Source organism: secondary endosymbiont of Trabutina mannipara, from assembly GCF_900090215.1.
In the GTDB taxonomy this organism is placed as follows: Bacteria; Pseudomonadota; Gammaproteobacteria; order Enterobacterales; family Enterobacteriaceae; genus Mikella.
The window spans coordinates 277,932-298,471 of the sequence record NZ_LT594522.1; the positions used below are offsets into that span (position 1 = coordinate 277,932).

The window sequence follows — 20,540 nt, forward strand, 5'->3', positions numbered from 1 at the left end:
CTCTAATTTATTATTCGACGACATACTATAAATTTATCAGTACGTTTATTACTACGAGTTTTTTTACCTTTTGTCTGAAGACCCCATGGAGATACAGGATGCTTACCAAAATTACGTCCTTCACCACCACCGTGCGGATGGTCAACAGGATTCATTGCTGTACCCCGAACAGTAGAACGTATACCTCTCCATCGTTTAGCACCAGCTTTACCTAAAATACATAACATATGTTCTGCATTATCTACTTCACCTAAAGTTGCACGACATTCAGAATTAATTTTACGTATTTCCCCAGAACGTAACCGTAAAGTAACATAAGCACTATCGCGAGATACTATTTGAATATAAGAACCAGCAGAACGTGCTAATTGACCACCTTTACCTGGTTTCATTTCTACATTATGTATTATGGAACCAATAGGTATTTTTCGCATAGGAAGAGCATTTCCTATTTTAATTGCTACATCGACACCAGATTCAATTTGGTCACCAACTTTTAGTCCTTTGGGTGCAATTATATAACGTCGTTCACCATCTTTATACATTACTAATGTAATATTAGCTGATCTATTAGGATCATATTCAAAACGTTCTATTATTGCTGGAATATCATCTTTATTACGTTTAAAATCTATTATGCGATATTTTTTTTTGTGCCCACCACCAATATGTCGCATAGTAATACGACCATTATTATTCCGTCCACCTGATTTATTAAGAGGTTTTAGTAATTTATTATACGGTTTACCTTTATGAATATTAGAATTTATTATTTTAACAACGTGGCGACGACCTGGAGATGTGGGTTTACACTTAACAATTGACATTGTTATTATTCCTCATAATTACAAACACTCTGTTTTTTTATAAAAATTATATATTTTGACCCTTTTTAAAGATAATATAAGCTTTTTTATAGTTACGTTGTTTATGATGCTTATTTTTTTCTTTAAATATAAGAGTATGTATTTTATTAATTTTATTTTTTATAATTTTATTAATTTTATTTTTTATATATAGCAGTTTTAATTTCTGCTTTATTTGCATCTTTTTTTACTTTAAAAACAATAGTGTTGTATTTTTTTTGAGGTAGATGCTTTTTCAGAAATATGTTGTGATTTAAGTATATCTTAAAATAAATTTTTTTTTCTAAAAATCATACCAACATATCCTCAAATTGCTTAATAGCATTAACTGTTATAATAACTTTATCAAAAACAATTAAACTAATAGGGTTAACGCTTTTCGTATCGCTAACCTCTACTTTGTAGAGATTACGTGCAGCTAGAAATAAATTCTCATTTAATTTATCTGTAATAATTAAAACATCATCTAATAATAAATTTTGTAATTTCTGTACTAAAAATTTTGTTTTGGGTGCTTTTATATAAAAATATTCAACAATAATTAAACGATTTTGACGAATTAATTCTGAAAAAATACTTTTTAAAGCTCCACGATACATTTTTTTATTTACTTTTTTACTATAATCTTGCTGCTTAGCTGCAAAAGTTATACCACCAGATCTCCATATAGGACTTTTAACACTACCAGAACGTGCCCTACCTGTACCTTTCTGACGCCAAGGTTTTTTATTGGAACCAATTACTTCACCACGATTTTTTTGACAACTAGTTCCTTGACGAGATCCTGCAAAATAAGCTATAATAATTTGATGAATTAATGCTTTATTAAAATTAAATCCAAATATTTTTTCTGAAACATTTAGTATATCCTGTGTATCTTTTAGTACTAATTCCATTAATATATCCTCGATTATTACGCTTTAATAGCTGGTTTAATTATCAAGTGATTACTAATTGCTCCCGGAACAGCACCTTTTACTAATAATAAATTACGTTGGATATCAATCCTTATTATATCAAGATTCTGAATAGTAACTTTTTTATTACCTAACTGACCTGACATTTTTTTTCCTTTGAATACTTTACCTGGAGTTTGATTCTGACCTATGGAACCTGGAGCACGATGAGACAGTGAATTACCATGAGTAGAATCCTGAGTATGAAAATTCCAACGTTTGACAGTACCAGCAAATCCTTTTCCTTTAGAAATACCAGTAATATCTACTTTTTTTATAGTACTGAATATTTCTACAGAAATATTCTGACCCACAGTCATTTCTTCAATATTATTAATTTTAAATTCCCATAAACCACATCCTACTTCAACACCTGATTTTGCAAAATGTCCTGCTTCAGATTTATTTATTCTTTTTTTATTTTTAATACCAGAAGTAATTTGGATAGCATTATATCCATCATTTTTAAAATTTTTAATTTGTATTACACTATTTTCTTTTATTTCAATAACAGTTATTGGTATAGAAATACCTTCGGTAAAAAGACGAGTCATACCTACTTTACGTCCTATTAAACCTTTCATTGCTTTAATCTCTTTATTTTCAAAATATTAACCTAAACTAATATGTACATCTACACCAGCAGCTAGGTCTAAACGCATCAAAGCATCAACAGTTTTTTTAGTTGGTTCAACAATATCAATTAAACGTTTATGAGTGCGCATTTCATACTGGTCTCGTGCATCTTTATTTACGTGCGGAGAAATCAAAATAGTAAAACGTTCTTTACGTGTAGGTAGAGGAATGGGACCACGTACTTGAGCACCAGTACGTTTAGCAGTTTCAACTATTTCTACTGTAGATTGATCAATTAGGCGATAATCAAAAGCTTTTAAACGAATACGGATTCTTTGGTTCTGCATTAGACCAAAACTCCAATTATTTATTATTTATGAACAAAATGCTCTTTTTTTACAAAAAATAAAAACATAATAGTTCATTTTATGGATATTTGTAGACTTTTATTTTGTTTATTTTGGTAAATATTATTCAATAATTTTAGCTACAACACCAGCACCAATAGTATGACCACCTTCACGAATAGCAAAACGTAAACCATTATCCATAGCAATTGGAGATATTAAATTAACAACCATCTTTATATTATCCCCAGGCATAACCATTTCAATACCTTCTGGTAATTCTATAGTACCAGTTACATCAGTAGTACGAAAATAAAATTGTGGACGATATCCTTTGAAAAAAGGTGTATGACGTCCTCCTTCATCTTTATTTAAAATATAAACTTCTGAATCAAATTTAGTATATGGTTTAATTGATCCTATTTTTGCTAACACTTGACCACGTTCAACTTCATCACGCTTTGTGCCACGAAGTAATATACCAACATTATCTCCAGCACGTCCTTCGTCTAATAATTTACGAAACATTTCAACGCCAGTACAAATAGTTCTTACAGTATTTTTAATACCTACAATTTCTATTTCATCACCTACTTTAATTATACCTCTTTCTATACGACCAGTTACTACTGTACCACGTCCTGAAATAGAAAATACATCTTCAATGGGTAATAAAAATGGTTGATCAATAATTCTTTTAGGTTCTGGAATATATTTATCTAGTGCTTCTGCAAGTTCAATAATTTTTTTAGTCCATATTTCATTACCTTCTAATGCTTTTAATGCAGAACCCCTAATAATAGGTGTCTTTTCTCCAGGAAAATCATATTGAGATAATAATTCACGTACTTCCATTTCTACAAGTTCTAATAGCTCTTCATCATCAACTATATCACATTTATTCATAAATACTACAATATATGGTACACCTACTTGACGACCTAAAAGTATATGTTCCCGAGTTTGGGGCATAGGACCATCAGTAGCTGCAACTACCAAAATGGCACCATCCATTTGAGCGGCACCAGTAATCATATTTTTTACATAATCAGCATGTCCTGGACAATCTACATGTGCATAATGACGATTTAAAGTATCGTATTCAACATGTGAAGCATTAATAGTAATACCACGAGCTTTTTCTTCTGGTGCATTATCTATTTGTTCACAAGCACGTGCGTTACCACCATAAGCTTTAGCTAGAACAGTAGTAATAGCAGCCGTTAAAGTAGTTTTTCCATGATCAACATGTCCAATAGTACCTACATTTATATGAGGTTTTGTACGTTGAAATTTTTCTTTAGACATAAAGATTAATCCTCTTTGCAAATAATATTATATTTCATACTGCCATATTAATATATTCAAAGCAACTATAAGTTTTAGAAAAGATATTAGCAATCATAATTGCTGACAGGCAGATTTGAACTGCCGACCTCACCCTTACCAAGAGTGTGCTCTTCCTGCTGAGCTATGTCAGCAGCGTATATTGGAGCGAACAGTGAGAATTGAACCCACATCTTCAGCTTGGAAGGCTGAGGTAATAACCATTATACGATGTTCGCAAAATAATGAATATGGTGGGGGAAGGATTTGAACCTTCGAAGTCTACGACGGCAGATTTACAGTCTGCTCCCTTTAGCCACTCGGGAACCCCACCTCAAAATTTTTGAATGCCGGCAGAAGGAATCGGACCTTCAACCTACTGATTACAAATCAGTTACTCTACCAATTGAGCTATACCGGCTATTTACTTTCTATTTTTTAGATTTATATAAAATAATACAATATTTTATATTTTTGTCTAATATTTATTAGAATTTTTATTCAATAAAAATTTAATTTTATAATTAATCATTTTTTTTATTTAGAAGTTCTGCTAAATTAGCAGAAGCTTTATCTGCAGTAATTGTTGGTACTTTAGATAATATATTTTTGGGAATAGCACTATTTTTATGAAAATTATAACCAGTTCCTGCTGGAATTAACCTTCCAACTATAACATTTTCTTTTAAACCACGTAATTCATCGTATTTTCCAGCTACAGCAGCTTCTGTTAGTACACGTGTAGTTTCTTGGAAAGATGCTGCTGATATAAAAGAATTTGTAGCAAGAGAAGCTTTAGTAATACCTAACAAATTTCGAATATAACTTATTTTTTCTTTACCATTTTTTTCTAAATTTCTATTAGCTATTTTAATACGAGAATATTCTACTTGTTCACCTTCTAAAAATTCTGAATTATTACTCTTAGTAATTGTTACTTTACGTAACATTTGACGAATAATAACTTCTATATGTTTATCATTAATTTTTACTCCCTGTAATCGATAAACCTCCTGAACTTCATTAACAATATAACGAGTTACTTCATGCACACCACGTAATCGTAGAATATCATGCGGAGATTCGGGACCGTCAGAAATAACATCTCCTTGCTCTACACGTTCACCTTCAAATACATTAAGATGACGACATTTGGGAATCATTTCTTCATAAGAATTATTATTTTCTATAGATGAAATCAGAAGTCTTCTTTTTCCTTTAGTTTCTTTACCAAAAGTAACTATACCACTAATTTCAGCTAAAATAGCTGGTTCTTTAGGACAACGAGCTTCAAATAAATCTGCTACACGTGGGAGACCCCCAGTAATATCTTTAATACCACTAGTTTCTTGTGGCAAACGTGCTAATGTATCACCACAAGTAATTTTAGCACCATCTACAAGATGTACAATTGCTTTTCCTGGTAAAAAGTACTGTGCTGGTATTTCAGTACCAGGTAAAAATACATCATTACCATTAATATCAACTATTTGTAATGTAGGACGTAAATCTTTACCACTAATAGTGCGTTCTGAAGTATCTAATACTACTAGAGAAAATAAACCAGTAAGTTCATCTGTTTGACGAGTAATAGTTTGACCATCAATCATATCAATAAAATGAACAAAACCATTAACTTCAGCAATAATAGGCATAGTATGCGGATCCCAATTAGCAACTATTTCACCACTTTTAACTTCTGATAAATTTACTTTATCCATTACAGCTCCATAAGGAACTTTATATATTTCTTTAGTTCTACCAAATTTATCAATTAATTTTAGTTCAGTATTACGTGAAGTAATAACTAACTTACCATTGCAATTAAATACAAATTTAGCATTTATTAAACTAATTATTCCTTTATTCTTTACTTGAATGCTAGATTCTGCAGCAGCACGTGAAGCAGCTCCACCAATATGAAATGTACGCATAGTAAGTTGTGTACCTGGTTCACCTATAGACTGTGCTGCTATAACACCAATAGCTTCTCCTTCATTTACTAAATTACCTCTAGCTAAATCACGACCATAACAATTTGCACAAACTCCAAAATCAGTATCACAAGTTACTACTGAACGTACTTTAATACTATCAACTAAAAATTTTTCTAAAATATCACAACATTGTTCATTTAATAATGAATTTCGTTCTATTAAAATATCTGATGTACCTGGTTTTAGAATATTTTCCACTGTAACACGTCCTAAAACTTTCTCACGAAGAGGTTCTTTAATTTCCCCTCCTTCAATAACAGGAGTCATTAATATACCTGAAAAGGTACCACAATCTTTTTCAGTTATTATTAAATCTTGTGCTACATCAACTAAACGACGAGTTAAATATCCAGAATTTGCAGTTTTTAGTGCAGTATCAGCTAATCCTTTACGAGCACCGTGTGTAGAAATAAAATATTGGAGTACATTTAAACCTTCACGAAAATTTGCAGTAATAGGTGTTTCAATAATGGAACCATCAGGTTTTGCCATTAAACCACGCATACCTGCTAATTGACGAATTTGTGCTGCTGAACCACGAGCTCCAGAATCAGCCATCATAAAAATACTATTAAAAGATACTTGATTTTCTTCTATACCATCATTATTAATTACAGTATCAGTAGATAAATTATCCATCATAGCTTTAGCAATACGTTCATTAGCTGCAGCCCATATATCTATAACTTTGTTATAACGTTCACCAGCAGTAACTAGACCTGACTGAAATTGTTCTTGTATTTCAGCTACTTCTGCTTCAGCTTCATCAATAATTTCTATCTTTTTTTCTGGTATTACCATATCATCTATACCTACTGATGATCCTGAACGAGCAGCATAATAAAATCCTGTATACATAATTTGATCTGCAAAAATTACAGTTGATTTTAAACCTAATAAGCGATAGCAAGTATTCAGCATTTTAGATATGGATTTTTTACCTAATACCTGATTTACTAATGAGAAAGGTAATCCATTAGGAACAATAAGCCATAAAATGGCTCTACCTATAGTAGTATTTATTATACTAGTATTTTCTATCCATTCACTATTATTATTTTTTGTATATTCAGTAATACGTACTTTAACTCTAGCATGTAATTCTACTATACCCAGTAGATATATTTTTTCAGCTTCTTTAGGTCCAGTTAACACCATACCTTCGCCTTTAGCATTTATACGATCACGAGTCATATAATATAAACCTAGAACCACATCCTGTGATGGTACAATAATAGGTTCTCCATTTGCAGGAGATAATATATTTTTTGTAGACATCATTAATGTACGTGCTTCCATTTGTGCTTCTGATGTTAATGGAACATGTACTGCCATTTGATCTCCATCAAAATCAGCATTATATGCTGCACATACTAGAGGATGTAATTGAATAGCTTTTCCTTCAATAAGGACTGGTTCAAATGCTTGGATTCCTAAACGATGTAGTGTTGGTGCTCTATTTAACATAACTGGATGTTCATGAATAACTTCATCTAGTATATCCCATACTATAGTTTCTTCACGTTCAACCATTTTTTTTGCAGCTTTAATTGTTGTTGCAAAACCACGAATTTCTAGTTTTCCATAAATAAAAGGTTTAAATAGTTCTAATGCCATTTTTTTGGGTAATCCACATTGATGAAGATGTAGATATGGACCAACAGTAATAACTGAACGTCCAGAATAATCAACACGTTTACCTAATAAGTTTTGTCTAAAACGTCCTTGTTTACCTTTAATCATATCTGACATTGATTTAAGAGAACGTTTATTAGAACCAGTAATAGCACGTCCACGACGACCATTATCTATTAGTGCGTCAACTGCCTCTTGTAACATACGTTTTTCATTACGTACAATGATATCTGGTGCAGCTAGATCTAATAAACGTTTAAGACGATTATTACGATTAATTACACGACGATACAGATCATTTAAATCTGATGTTGCAAATCTACCTCCTTCTAGAGGTACTAAAGGACGTAAATCTGGTGGTAGTACTGGTAGTACTGTTAATATCATCCATTCTGGTTTATTTCCTGATTCTAGAAAAGATTCTAATATTTTAATTCTTTTAGTTATTTTTTTGCGTTTTGTTTCAAAATTAGTATGTTCTAGTTCTTCTCTTAAATTTTCGCATTCATATTTTAAATCCAAATTTTTTAATATATCATATATTGATTCAGCACCCATTTTCGCTTTAAATTCATCACCAAATTCTTCCAAAGCATTTAAATATTGATCTTCAGTTAAAATTTGGCGGCATTCAAGATTAGTCATACCACTTTCAACTACAATATAAGATTCAAAATATAATACACTTTCTATGTCACGTAATGACATATCTAATAATAACCCAATACGGGAAGGTAATGATTTTAAAAACCAAATATGTGCAGTAGGTGAAGCTAATTCAATATGACCCATACGTTCACGACGAACTTTAGTTTGTGTAACTTCTACTCCACATTTTTCACAAATTACACCTCGATGTTTTAATCTTTTATATTTACCACATAAACATTCATAATCTTTTATAGGTCCAAAAATACGTGCACAAAATAAACCATCTCTCTCTGGTTTAAAGGTACGGTAATTAATAGTTTCTGCTTTTTTTACTTCACCAAAAGACCAAGAACGAATCATTTCTGGTGAGGCTAGTGTAATTTTTATTGCATCAAATTCTTCATTTTTATTTTGTTTTTTTAAAAAATTAAATAAATCTTTCACAGATTGATTCCTACCGAAGTTAAATAACTTTAAATTATTCTTGAACTTGAAACTATCAATCTATCTTGTATACTAAGTACCAGTATATGATTACTTATTTTTTTCCAATTCAATATTTATCCCTAAAGATCTAATCTCTTTTAATAAAACATTAAAAGATTCAGGCATACTGGGTTCCATCATATAATTACCATCAATGATATTTTTATACATTTTAGTTCTACCATTAACATCATCTGATTTAATAGTTAGCATTTCTTGTAATGAATAAGCAGCACCATATGCTTCTAAAGCCCATACTTCCATTTCTCCAAAACGCTGGCCACCAAATTGTGCTTTTCCTCCTAAAGGTTGTTGAGTAACTAAACTATAAGATCCCGTAGAACGGGCATGCATTTTGTCATCTACTAAATGATTAAGTTTTAACATATACATATATCCAACAGTAACCTGTCGTTCGAATTTTTCTCCTGTTCTTCCGTCAAATAAAGTTATTTGACCAGAACTAGGTAAACCACTCAGTTTTAATAATTCTTTAATTTCTTTTTCTTTAGCACCGTCAAAAACTGGTGTAGCAATTGGCATTCCTTTTTTTAAGTTGTTTGCTAAACAAAGTATTTCTTCATCAGAAAATGAATCAATGTTTATTTTCTGGCGTAAATTATCACCTACATTATAAGCTTTCTGAATGAATTTACGTAATTTTTTAATATTATTATGCTGATTTAGCATATAATTGATTTTATCACCAATACCTTTTGCTGCCATACCTAAATGAGTTTCTAAAATTTGACCTATATTCATCCTAGAAGGAACACCTAAAGGATTTAGAACTATATCTACAGGTACACCATTTTCATCATAAGGCATATCTTCAATTGGATTAATTTTAGAAATTACACCTTTATTACCATGACGTCCTGCCATTTTATCACCAGGTTGAATTTGCAGTTTTACTGCTAGATATACTTTAACTACTTTAAGTATACCTGGTGCTAAATTATCATATTGAATTATTTTATTTTTCTTTGCTTCTAATTTCTTTTGAAATTCATACTTAAGTTCTTGATATTGTTCTATAAGTTGATCAAATTGATTTTTAATATCTTTATTTATAATATCTATTTCTAACCAATTTTTACGTGTTAATTTATCTAATTTTGAGGATTCTATTCCACTAAGAATAAGAAGATTACGAATACGTGAAAATAATCCATTTTCAAAAATATGTAATTCTTCAGTAAGGTCTTTTTTAATCTGTTGAAGTTGTATTTCTTCTATTTCTAACGCACGCTTATCTTTTTTAACGCCATCTCGAGTAAAAATTTGAACATCAATAACAACACCTGAAGTACCATTTGGTACCCGTAATGATGAATCTTTTACGTCAGAAGCTTTTTCACCAAAAATAGCTCTTAATAATTTTTCTTCTGGTGTTAATTGACTTTCACCTTTTGGTGTGACTTTACCTACTAAAATATCACCATCACTAACTTCAGCACCAATATATACAATACCTGATTCATCTAATTTTGAAAGTGCAGATTCTCCTACATTTGGAATATCAGCAGTAATTTCTTCAGAACCTAATTTTGTATCACGAGATATACAAGTCATTTCCTGAATATGTACAGTAGTAAAACGATCTTCCTGTACAACTTTTTCAGATATTAACATAGAATCTTCAAAATTATAACCATTCCAAGGCATAAAGGCAATACGCATATTTTGACCAAGAGCTAACTCACCTAAATCTGTAGATGGTCCATCAGCTATTACATCTCCACGATTAATTAGTTCACCTAAAGAAACACAAGGTTTTTGATTAATACAAGTATTTTGATTAGAACGAATATATTTTTTTAGATTATAAATATCAATACCAGCTTCTCCAGAAAAAGTTTCATCAGAATTAACATTAATAACAATACGAGATGCATCTACGTATTGTACTTTTCCACTACGTTTTGCTACAATAGTAACACCTGAATCAACTGCAACAATACGTTCCATACCAGTACCAACTAATGGTTTATCAGTAATCAAATTAGGTATTGCTTGACGTTGCATATTGGCACCCATTAATGCCCTATTAGCATCATTATGTTCTAAAAATGGAATAAGAGAAGCACCAACTGATACTATTTGTTGAGTAGAAACATCCATATAATTAATTTGTTTACTGTTAAATAAACTTGATTCGCCTTTATTGCGACAAGTTATAAACTCATCTACAAAATGACCATCTTTACTAAGATTAGTATTTGCTTGTGCTATAACAAAATAGCCTTCTTCAATTGCTGAAAGATAATGTATTTCATCAGTAACAACACCATTCTGTACAAGACGATAGGGAGTTTCAAGAAATCCATATTCATTAGTTTGTGCATATACAGATAATGAGTTTATAAGACCAATATTGGGTCCTTCTGGAGTTTCTATAGAACATATACGACCATAATGAGTTGGATGTACATCACGAACTTCAAAACTTGCACGTTCACGAGTTAAACCACCAGGTCCTAATGCAGAAATACGTCTTTTATGTGTAATTTCTGAAAGAGGATTATTTTGATCCATAAATTGTGATAATTGACTAGAACTAAAAAATTCTTTTATTGCGGCTGAAATTGGTTTAGCATTAATCATATCTTGCGGCATTAAATTATCCATATCTCCTAAAGATAGACGTTCTTTTACTGCACGTTCTACACGTAATAATCCAATACGAAACTGATTTTCTGCCATTTCACCTACTGCACGAATTCTTCTATTACCTAAATGATCAATATCGTCAATTTCACCTTTACCATTTCGAATATCAATAAGTTTTTTAATAACATCAACAATATCTTTTTTTTCTAAAATACCAGGACCTTCACTTTCTTTACGTAAAAGTGAACGATTAAATTTCATCCTACCTACTGCTGATAAATCATAACGTTCTTCTGAAAAAAATAAATTTTTAAATAAATTTTCAGCGGCTTCATTAGTGGGTAATTCACCAGGACGCATCATACGATATATTTCTAAAAGTGCATTTAAACGATCATTAGTAGGATCAATAAGTAAAGTTTCAGAAATATAAGCACCATTATCTAAATTATTTATAAATAATGTTTCAATAATTTTATGTCCTGCTTTAATTAATTTGTTGATTATATCAATTGTTAATGCTTTGTTAGCATAAATAATATTTTCTCCAGTTTTTTCATCAAAATAATCTTTTGCTACTATTTTTCCTATAATATATTCTATAGGAACATTAATCTGTTCAATATTATCTTTTTTTAAATGATCAATATGACGTGATGTTACTCTACGACCTTTTTCCACATAAAGAATACCTTTCTCTTTTATATCAAATAAAGCAGTTTCACCACGTAAAAATTCAGGAATTAAGTTCATTATCAAATTTTGATTATTAATCTCATAAATTACTTTTTTGAAAAAAATATCTAAAATTTGATTAGTACTATAATTAAGGGCTCTTAAAAGAAGAGTAACAGGTAATTTACGACGACGATCAATACGAAAAAATAAATTATCTTTTAAATCAAATTCAAAATCTAACCATGAACCACGGTAAGGAATAATGCGAGCATTATATAATATTTTTCCAGAAGAATGTATTTTACCTTTATCACTATCAAAAAAAACTCCTGGACTACGGTGTAATTGAGAAACAACGACACGTTCTGTACCATTAATTATAAAAGTACCGTTATCTGTCATGAGTGGTATTTCACCCATATATACTTCTTGTTCTTTTATATTCTTTACTGTAATTTCTGATATTTCGCGTTCATAAATAATAAGACGCAATTTTACACGTAAAGGTGACGAAAAAGTTATCCCCCTCATTTGGCATTCTTTTATATCAAAAATAGGATCTCCTAAACGATAAGTAACATACTGTAATTCAGATTTACCATTATAGCTTTTTATAGGAAATATAGAACGAAAAACTGCTTCTAAACCATATTGACCTTCTATATCTTGTTCTATAAATTTTTGAAATGAATCAAGCTGAATAGAAAGAAGATAAGGAATATCTAAAATTTGCGGACGTTTTCCGAAATCTTTACGAATACGTTTTTTTTCAGTATGAGAGTAAAAAAACATAGAGCTCCTCAATTAGTTAACATAAATATTAACAGAAACAGAAAATGGATATAGTTTAGTATGTGTTTTTAACATCTATATTTAACTAATTAATTAACTAATTAAATTAACCTAATTAAATTTTATTATAATGTAGAAATTTTTCTAATTTATTATTAAATAAATTATTTAATAATAATAAATTAGTTAATGCTAATAGTAGCACCTACCTTTTCCAGTAAATTTTTTAAATTTTCAGCATCATTTTTATTTAATCCTGTTTTTATAATAGCAGGTGCAGATTCAACTAAATCTTTTGATTCTTTTAATCCTAACCCAGTAGCTCCACGAACAGCTTTAATAACAGCAATTTTATTGGTACCAATTTCATTTAAAAAAACTTTAAATTCAGTTTGTTCTTCTATTGTTTTTTCAATAGGTACTTCTTTTGTAATTGCTACATCTATAGCAGTTTGATTAGCAGAAATACTAAATTTTTTTTCCATCATAGATATTAATTCAACTACATCTAGGACAGACATTTTAGCAATTGTGTCAATAATTTGTTCTTTAGTTATAAACATTTTAATTTTTTTCCTAATTTAAAAATTAATTTAAAAATTAAATATTATATTTTTCTTTTTTATTACATACTGCAATTAATGTACGAAATAATTTCGTTATAGATATATTTTTTATAGTTGATACTAAAAAAATGACTGATTCTTTATAATTTGGCATATTTACTAAACTCTCAATTTGAGAATCTTGAATAAGATTTCCTTCTAAAACTGCCATTTTAATTTTTAAATTAGTATTTTTTTTAGAAAAAGAGGTAAGTAAACGAGCTGATGTATTAACATTTTCTTTAGAAAATGCAATAATATTAGGACCAATAAATTTATCTTTTAAACATTCCAAAGAAGTACCTTTAACTGCACGTTGCATTAATCTATTACGAACAATATATAGTTGAATATTAGATTCACGACTTAATTTACGTAGTTCAGTCATTTGGTTTGCTGTAATACCACTAAAATCCATAATAAAAGCAGATATAGCATTCATTGATATTTGTTTAAATTTATTAATAATATTTTTTTTATTTTTAAAATTTAAAACCATAAACTTTATCCCTTAAGTTATTAACTTTACCTAATACCTAAAATAGGAATTTTTTTTCAAAATTTAAATTTTAAATAACAAATCTAGATAAACAATTTTTATTAATTACTATACCTGCTCCCATCGTAGTAGATATGCTAATTTTTTTTATATAAATACCTTTTGTAGGTATTGGTTTATCTTTTTTTAATGCAAGAAGTAATGTTTCTAAATTTTCTTCTAATTTATTAGAATCAAAATTTATTTTACCTATAGTAGTATGAATTATACCTTTTTTATCAGTACGATATTGTATTTGACCATATTTTGCATTTTTAACTGCTTCACTAATATTAGAAGTAACAGTACCAAGTTTAGGATTAGGCATTAAATTACGTGGTCCTAAAAATTTTCCTAACTTACTTACAATATGCATTAAATCAGGAGAAGCAATAACTATATCAAAATCAAATTTACCTATTTTAATATTATCAACTAAATTGTTAATACCTATTATATCTGCACCAGCAGTTTTAGCTATTTGAGCATTAATTCCTTGAGCAAATACCGCTACACGAACATTACGACCATTTCCATGCGGAAATACTACAGTACCACAAATATTGTGATTTGATTTATGTGTATCGATATTAAGCTGAATAGCAATATCGACACTTTCATTAAAATTAACTAGTGTAAATTTTTTTAATAAAAATAAAGCTGAATTTATATCATATTGCTTACTAAAATTAATTTGATCTCGTATAATACGCATACGTTTGGTAAGCTTAGTCATATTTTAACTCTCTATTTCTATACCTATAGAATAGGCTGTCCCAATAATAGAACGGACCATTGCTGATATATCAGAACCTGTCATATCAGGTGCTTTTATTTTAGCTATTTCAATAATTTGTGCATTAGTTATTTTACCTACTTTATTTTTATTTGGTTTACTAGATCCAGATTTGATACTTACAGTTTTCTTTAATAAAATAGCTGTAGGAGTACTTTTAGTAATAAAAGTAAAAGAACGATCAGAATATACAGTAATAACAACTGGAATAGGTAAACCTTTTTCAAGAGAATCTGTTTTAGTATTAAATAATTTACAAAATTCAATTATATTAATACCATGTTGACCTAAAGATGGTCCTACTGGAGGACTCGGATTTGCCATACCTGCAGCAATTTGCAGTTTTACATAGGATTTTATTTTTTTAACCATATAAATCTCATTTAAAATGAAAAAATTTCAATTTTATTGTTTAATAATGTCAGATAAGATGTAAAACTTAAAAAAATAAATAAAAAATTTAATTTTTTTTCAACTTGATTTAATTTTTTTCAACTTGATTGAAATCTAATTCTACTGAAGTAGCACGACCAAAAATAGAAACTGATACTTTTAAACGATTTTTTTCATAATCTACTTCTTCTACTGTACAGTTAAAATCAGAAAATGGTCCGTCGATGACACGTATTAATTCACCAGGTTCAAAAATAATTTTTGGTCTGGGTTTATCACCAATTTTTTTTAATCTATTAATAATTATATCAACTTCTTTATTACTTATCGGTGCAGGACGATCTGAAGTACCTCCAACAAAACCCATAACATGTGATATATTGCGTACTAAATGCCAACTATCATTGTTCATTACCATTTGTACTAAAATATAACCAGGAAAAAATTTACGTTCACTTTTACGACGCTGATTACCACGAATTTCAATTATATCTTCTTTAGGAATAAGAACAGTTCCAAAAAAATTTTCCATATTTTGAAGTTTTATATGTTCTATAATAGAACGAGCTACACGTTTTTCAAAACCAGAAAACGCTTGAATAACATACCAATTTTTTTGGAAAGATTCAGACATTTTATTAAAACCTCAAGTAATAAATGATATGATATAAACTATAATACCATCTATTACCCATAAAATTAATGACATTAATGATGTTACCAGAGTTACTATTAATGTATTTTTTAATGTTTCTTGATAAGAAGGCCAAATAATTTTACGTAATTCAGCATATAATTCAATTATAAAATAAAAAATAAATTTAATTTTAAATAACATTTTTTTTAAAAAAAGATTCAAAAGAATAGATTCTATAATCTATAATACATAAATACATAACATACAGTCAAATAACTTTTTTTTAAAAAATTACTATTATTTAGTTACTTAGTTAACTGTTATAATCCCAACCCCATATTATGGGGTAATATTAAAAACATAAAATATTATATATAGCAATATTTTATTTGTATATTACATTTACTAAATTATGTTTTTAAAATAAATTAACGTACTTTTATTTTTTTCAAATTGAATAGCTAATTTTCATATATAATATTTATGAAATAAATACCATCGAAATAAATACCATAATTGGATAGTGCTATTAGTTAATAGAATTTTAAAAAATTTATTTTAAACATTATTATGTTTAATAATATTTTGAGCAATATTATTTGGTGTTTCATTATATTTGAAAAATTCCATAGAATAAGAAGCACGACCTTGAGTTTTTGAACGTAATTCAGTTGCATAACCAAACATTTCAGACAAAGGAACTTGTGCTTTAATAGTTTTAATATTTATATTATCTTCTATACCTTCAATTATACTACGACGACGATTTAAATCACCTATTACATCACCTATATATTTTTGAGGTGTTTCAATTTCTACTTTCATTATAGGTTCTAAAATAACTGGTTTTGCATTTATAAAACCTTCTTTAAAAGCTATAGAACTAGCTATTTTAAATGCCATTTCTGAAGAATCAACTTCATGATATGAACCATCATAAACAGTTACACGAACACCTACAATAGGATAACCAGCTAAAATACCAGTTTTTAACTGTTCTTGAATTCCTTTATCTATTGCAGGAATAAATTCTTTAGGTACTACACCACCAACAATTTCATTTATAAATTCATAATCTTTATCATTATTTTTAATTGGTTCAATACGTAACCATACATGACCAAATTGACCACGTCCTCCAGACTGACGAATAAATTTACCTTCTTGTTCAACAGAAGATTTAATTGTTTCACGGTATGCAACTTGTGGTTTACCAATATTAGCTTTTATATTAAATTCACGATACATACGATCTACAAGTATTTCAAGATGTAATTCACCCATACCAGATATGATAGTTTGTCCAGATTCTTTATCGATTAAAAATCGAAAAGAAGGATCTTCTTGTGCTAATCGATATAAAGCTAAACTCATTTTTTCCTGATCTATTTTTGTTTTTGGTTCTACAGAAACAGAAATAACGGGTTCAGGAAATTCCATTTTTTCAAGAATAATTGGTGTATATAGATCGCATAAAGTATCTCCTGTAGTTACATTTTTTAATCCTATAGCTGCAGCTATATCTCCAGCATATACATTTTTAATATCTTCACGTTTATTAGCATGCATTTGGACAATACGTCCAAAACGTTCTTTTTTATTTTTTACTGAATTTAATACTATATCTCCAGAATTTATAACACCAGAATAAACACGAAAAAATGTAAGATTACCAACAAATGGATCATTAGCAACCTTAAATGCTAAAGCAGAAAAAGGTTCATTATCGTTAGAATAATGTTCCTTATTATAAGTATCTTTATCTTTACCACCATTAATAGCAGCAATATCACTTGGTGCTGGTAAATATTCAATAACTGCATCAAGAAGTGCTTGTACACCTTTATTTTTAAAAGCAGAACCGCAAGTAACTAAAATAATATCATTATTTAAAACACGTTGACGTAAACCTTTTTTAATTTCTTTTTCAGTTAATTTTTTACCGTTTAAATATTTATCCATAAGATCTTCAGATGCTTCTACTGCAGATTCAATTAAATAATGATGCCATTTATCAGACAATTCAATTAAATTATTAGGAATTTCTTTATAAAAAAAAGTTATACCTTGATCTTTTTCATTCCAATAAATAGCTTTCATTTTTACTAAATCTATAATACCAGCAAAATTTGCTTCTGCACCAATAGCTAATTGAATAGGTACCGGATTAACTGCTAAACGAGTTTTTAATTGATCAACTACTCGTAAATAATCAGCACCTATACGATCCATTTTATTAATAAATGCAATACGTGGTATATTATATTTATTTGCTTGACGCCAAACAGTTTCTGATTGTGGTTGTACTCCTCCTACTGCACAATAAATCATAACAGCACCATCAAGTACACGCATAGAACGTTCAACTTCAATAGTAAAATCAACATGTCCTGGAGTATCGATAATATTAATACGATGTGAATCAAATTGTTTATCCATACCAGACCAAAAACAAGTAGTAGCTGCCGAAGTAATAGTAATTCCACGTTCTTGTTCTTGTATCATCCAATCCATTGTTGCTTCACCATTATGAACTTCACCAATTTTATGGTTTACACCTGCATAGAACAAAATACGTTCTGTAGTAGTAGTTTTACCTGCATCAATATGAGCACTGATACCAATATTTCGATAATTTGTAATAGGTGTTATACGAGCCATTAAAATCCTTAATTTATTTGATTTGAATTTAGATATTAAATTTTAATTTAAAAATGAATTAACTAAATTTATTAATTTAATTAATTTATTAATTAACATTAACTCTTAACTACATTAACTCTTAATTAATTATTAACTCTAATTATTTACCAATAACAATTTAAATTTACTAATAAATAATTTTATTTTAATTATTTTATTTTTTACCAATGATAGTGAGCAAAAGCTTTATTAGCATCTGCCATACGGTGAATAGATTCACGTTTTTTTATAGCACCACCTTTTTTTTCAATTGCATCAGAAAGTTCTTGTGCTAAACGTAAAGCCATAGATTTATCATTACGTTTACGAGCTGCTTCAACAATCCAACGTATTGCTAAAGTATTGCGACGAATTTGACGAACTTCTACTGGTACTTGATAAGTAGAACCACCAACACGACGTGATTTTATTTCAACAATTGGACGTACATTATTTATAGCTATTTCAAAAGCTTCTAATTGATTTTTTTTAGTTATTTTTGTTAAAAAATTTAATGCAGTATAAACAATATTTTCTGCATTAGCTTTTTTACCATCTATCATAATAATATTAATTAATTTAGCTAAAATTTCAGATTTAAATTTTAAATCTGGTAAAATTTTTCGTTGGTTAATGAAACGACGACGTGGCATAAAATCTCCATAATAAAAATAATTATTTTAATTTTTTATATTTTTTACACCATATTTAGACCGTCCTTTTTTACGATTTTTAACACCAGAACAATCAAGAGAACCACGAATAATATGATACCGTACACCTGGTAGATCTTTTACACGACCACCACGTATTAATATTACAGAATGTTCTTGAATATTATGACCTTCACCACCAATATATGAAGTAACTTCAAATCCATTAGTTAATCGAACACGGCAAACTTTACGCAAAGCTGAATTTGGTTTTTTGGGAGTTGTTGTATATACTCGAGTACATACTCCCCGTTTTTGTGGACAAGATTCTAATGCTGTAACATTACTTTTTGTAATTTTTCTAGAACGTTTTTTTCGTACTAGTTGATTAATTGTTGTCATTCAATAATGCTCCTAATAATTATAATTAAAATTATAATTAAAAATAAAAATTTAAATTTATTTAATTAAAATTTAAAATTTTAATTTTTATAAATTTAAATTACTTTTATTAAATTTTTTATATTAACTTTTTTATAATTTTATTTTATTAATTTTTAATTACTAATTTTTAATTACCATGTTACTTGCTGTAAATTTTTTTCAGTTAATTTAATAAAATCAATATAATCAATTAGTTTAATATTAGATAAATAATAAGAAAATAGCCCACGGGCTTCAATATCATTTTTTAATGCATATATATTCATAGAATTTTTAATTTTCTTTGAAAAAAAAGAATTATTTAATCCCAAAATAACTCCATCAGAGATTAATAATAAATCATCATTAAAATCATCATTACAATCCTCATTACAATTAATTATACGTAATACTGATTTAAAATCAGATAAATAAGGAGACCTATTTAAAATATATAACATAAAAAAATATAATATAATATAACATAACAATTAAAAAATTTTCTGATAATTTTAAATTATATAAAAAATTTCATAAAATTTCAATCATGAATTCTATCATGAATTTTACCTAAAATAGATAACTAATGAATAAAATAGATAACTATAATAGATAATTAAATAACTTAAAGATACTTAAATAACTTAAAAAATAACTTAAAGATAATTAAATAACTTAAAGATACTTAAATAACTTAAAAAATAACTTAAATAGATAATAAGATTTAAGATGATAAGATACTGAATAGATAGATACTGAAATATACTGAATAAGATAATATAAGATACGACTAAGATAATAGATATAAATAGAATAGATAAGAGATATAATAAGATATAGATAAAAAGATATAATCTAAATAAAAATAAGATCTAATTTTAGATATATAA

Annotated in this window: 17 protein-coding genes and 4 tRNA genes; all 21 read right to left on the reverse strand. The window is 28.4% G+C overall.

Annotated features, from left to right (window positions below; all coding sequences use genetic code 11):
- Positions 1 to 2: 2 nt before the first annotated feature.
- Positions 3 to 827 carry a 50S ribosomal protein L2 gene (gene rplB, locus TREMTM_RS01410; protein ID WP_083172586.1) on the reverse strand — a complete coding sequence of 275 codons (825 nt, stop codon included), beginning with the start codon at positions 825 to 827 and terminating at the stop codon, positions 3 to 5.
- A 329-nt stretch (positions 828 to 1,156) separates the two neighbouring features.
- Entirely contained in the window at positions 1,157 to 1,762 is a 606-nt protein-coding gene (gene rplD, locus TREMTM_RS01420; RefSeq protein WP_083172590.1) for a 50S ribosomal protein L4, read from the reverse strand.
- A 17-nt stretch (positions 1,763 to 1,779) separates the two neighbouring features.
- Positions 1,780 to 2,406, reverse strand: a complete 627-nt coding sequence (rplC, locus tag TREMTM_RS01425) for a 50S ribosomal protein L3 (protein WP_083172592.1) — start codon at positions 2,404 to 2,406, stop codon at positions 1,780 to 1,782.
- Between the two features lie 27 nt (positions 2,407 to 2,433).
- Positions 2,434 to 2,745: a 30S ribosomal protein S10 gene (gene rpsJ, locus TREMTM_RS01430; protein ID WP_083172594.1), complete on the reverse strand. Its 312-nt coding sequence runs from the start codon at positions 2,743 to 2,745 to the stop codon at positions 2,434 to 2,436.
- A 123-nt stretch (positions 2,746 to 2,868) separates the two neighbouring features.
- Positions 2,869 to 4,053 (reverse strand): elongation factor Tu, encoded by a 1,185-nt coding sequence (gene tuf, locus TREMTM_RS01435; RefSeq protein WP_083172596.1) that lies wholly within the window; start codon positions 4,051 to 4,053, stop codon positions 2,869 to 2,871.
- A gap of 100 nt (positions 4,054 to 4,153) precedes the next feature.
- Positions 4,154 to 4,226, reverse strand: a tRNA-Thr gene (locus TREMTM_RS01440).
- A 9-nt stretch (positions 4,227 to 4,235) separates the two neighbouring features.
- Positions 4,236 to 4,310: transfer RNA gene (locus TREMTM_RS01445), tRNA-Gly, on the reverse strand.
- Positions 4,311 to 4,323: 13 nt separating this feature from the next.
- Positions 4,324 to 4,405, reverse strand: a tRNA-Tyr gene (locus tag TREMTM_RS01450).
- 14 nt (positions 4,406 to 4,419) lie between these two features.
- Positions 4,420 to 4,492: transfer RNA gene (locus tag TREMTM_RS01455), tRNA-Thr, on the reverse strand.
- Positions 4,493 to 4,595: 103 nt separating this feature from the next.
- Positions 4,596 to 8,798 carry a DNA-directed RNA polymerase subunit beta' gene (gene rpoC / locus TREMTM_RS01460; RefSeq protein ID WP_083172598.1) on the reverse strand — a complete coding sequence of 1,401 codons (4,203 nt, stop codon included), beginning with the start codon at positions 8,796 to 8,798 and terminating at the stop codon, positions 4,596 to 4,598.
- Positions 8,799 to 8,888: 90 nt separating this feature from the next.
- Positions 8,889 to 12,923, reverse strand: a complete 4,035-nt coding sequence (rpoB, locus tag TREMTM_RS01465; protein ID WP_083172600.1) for a DNA-directed RNA polymerase subunit beta — start codon at positions 12,921 to 12,923, stop codon at positions 8,889 to 8,891.
- 182 nt (positions 12,924 to 13,105) lie between these two features.
- The gene (gene rplL, locus TREMTM_RS01470) at positions 13,106 to 13,486 is read right to left on the reverse strand and encodes a 50S ribosomal protein L7/L12 (protein ID WP_083172602.1); all 381 of its coding nucleotides are present in this window, start codon (positions 13,484 to 13,486) and stop codon (positions 13,106 to 13,108) included.
- Positions 13,487 to 13,523: 37 nt separating this feature from the next.
- Positions 13,524 to 14,027 (reverse strand): 50S ribosomal protein L10, encoded by a 504-nt coding sequence (rplJ, locus tag TREMTM_RS01475; protein ID WP_083172604.1) that lies wholly within the window; start codon positions 14,025 to 14,027, stop codon positions 13,524 to 13,526.
- 70 nt (positions 14,028 to 14,097) lie between these two features.
- Positions 14,098 to 14,802 (reverse strand): 50S ribosomal protein L1, encoded by a 705-nt coding sequence (gene rplA / locus TREMTM_RS01480; protein WP_083172606.1) that lies wholly within the window; start codon positions 14,800 to 14,802, stop codon positions 14,098 to 14,100.
- A 3-nt stretch (positions 14,803 to 14,805) separates the two neighbouring features.
- On the reverse strand, positions 14,806 to 15,234 hold the full coding sequence (gene rplK, locus TREMTM_RS01485; protein WP_083172608.1) for a 50S ribosomal protein L11: 429 nt from the start codon (positions 15,232 to 15,234) through the stop codon (positions 14,806 to 14,808).
- A gap of 109 nt (positions 15,235 to 15,343) precedes the next feature.
- Positions 15,344 to 15,889 (reverse strand): transcription termination/antitermination protein NusG, encoded by a 546-nt coding sequence (nusG, locus tag TREMTM_RS01490; protein WP_083172610.1) that lies wholly within the window; start codon positions 15,887 to 15,889, stop codon positions 15,344 to 15,346.
- A 12-nt stretch (positions 15,890 to 15,901) separates the two neighbouring features.
- Complete coding sequence (gene secE, locus TREMTM_RS01495; protein ID WP_083172658.1) at positions 15,902 to 16,093, reverse strand: preprotein translocase subunit SecE; 192 nt, start codon at positions 16,091 to 16,093, stop codon at positions 15,902 to 15,904.
- A gap of 357 nt (positions 16,094 to 16,450) precedes the next feature.
- Positions 16,451 to 18,553, reverse strand: a complete 2,103-nt coding sequence (gene fusA / locus TREMTM_RS01500) for an elongation factor G (protein WP_083172612.1) — start codon at positions 18,551 to 18,553, stop codon at positions 16,451 to 16,453.
- Positions 18,554 to 18,756: 203 nt separating this feature from the next.
- Positions 18,757 to 19,227, reverse strand: coding sequence for a 30S ribosomal protein S7 (rpsG, locus tag TREMTM_RS01505; RefSeq protein WP_083172614.1), 471 nt, complete (start codon positions 19,225 to 19,227; stop codon positions 18,757 to 18,759).
- Positions 19,228 to 19,254: 27 nt separating this feature from the next.
- Complete coding sequence (gene rpsL, locus TREMTM_RS01510) at positions 19,255 to 19,629, reverse strand: 30S ribosomal protein S12 (RefSeq protein WP_083172616.1); 375 nt, start codon at positions 19,627 to 19,629, stop codon at positions 19,255 to 19,257.
- A gap of 173 nt (positions 19,630 to 19,802) precedes the next feature.
- The gene (tusB, locus tag TREMTM_RS01515; protein ID WP_083172618.1) at positions 19,803 to 20,111 is read right to left on the reverse strand and encodes a sulfurtransferase complex subunit TusB; all 309 of its coding nucleotides are present in this window, start codon (positions 20,109 to 20,111) and stop codon (positions 19,803 to 19,805) included.
- Between the last annotated feature and the right edge of the window lie 429 nt (positions 20,112 to 20,540).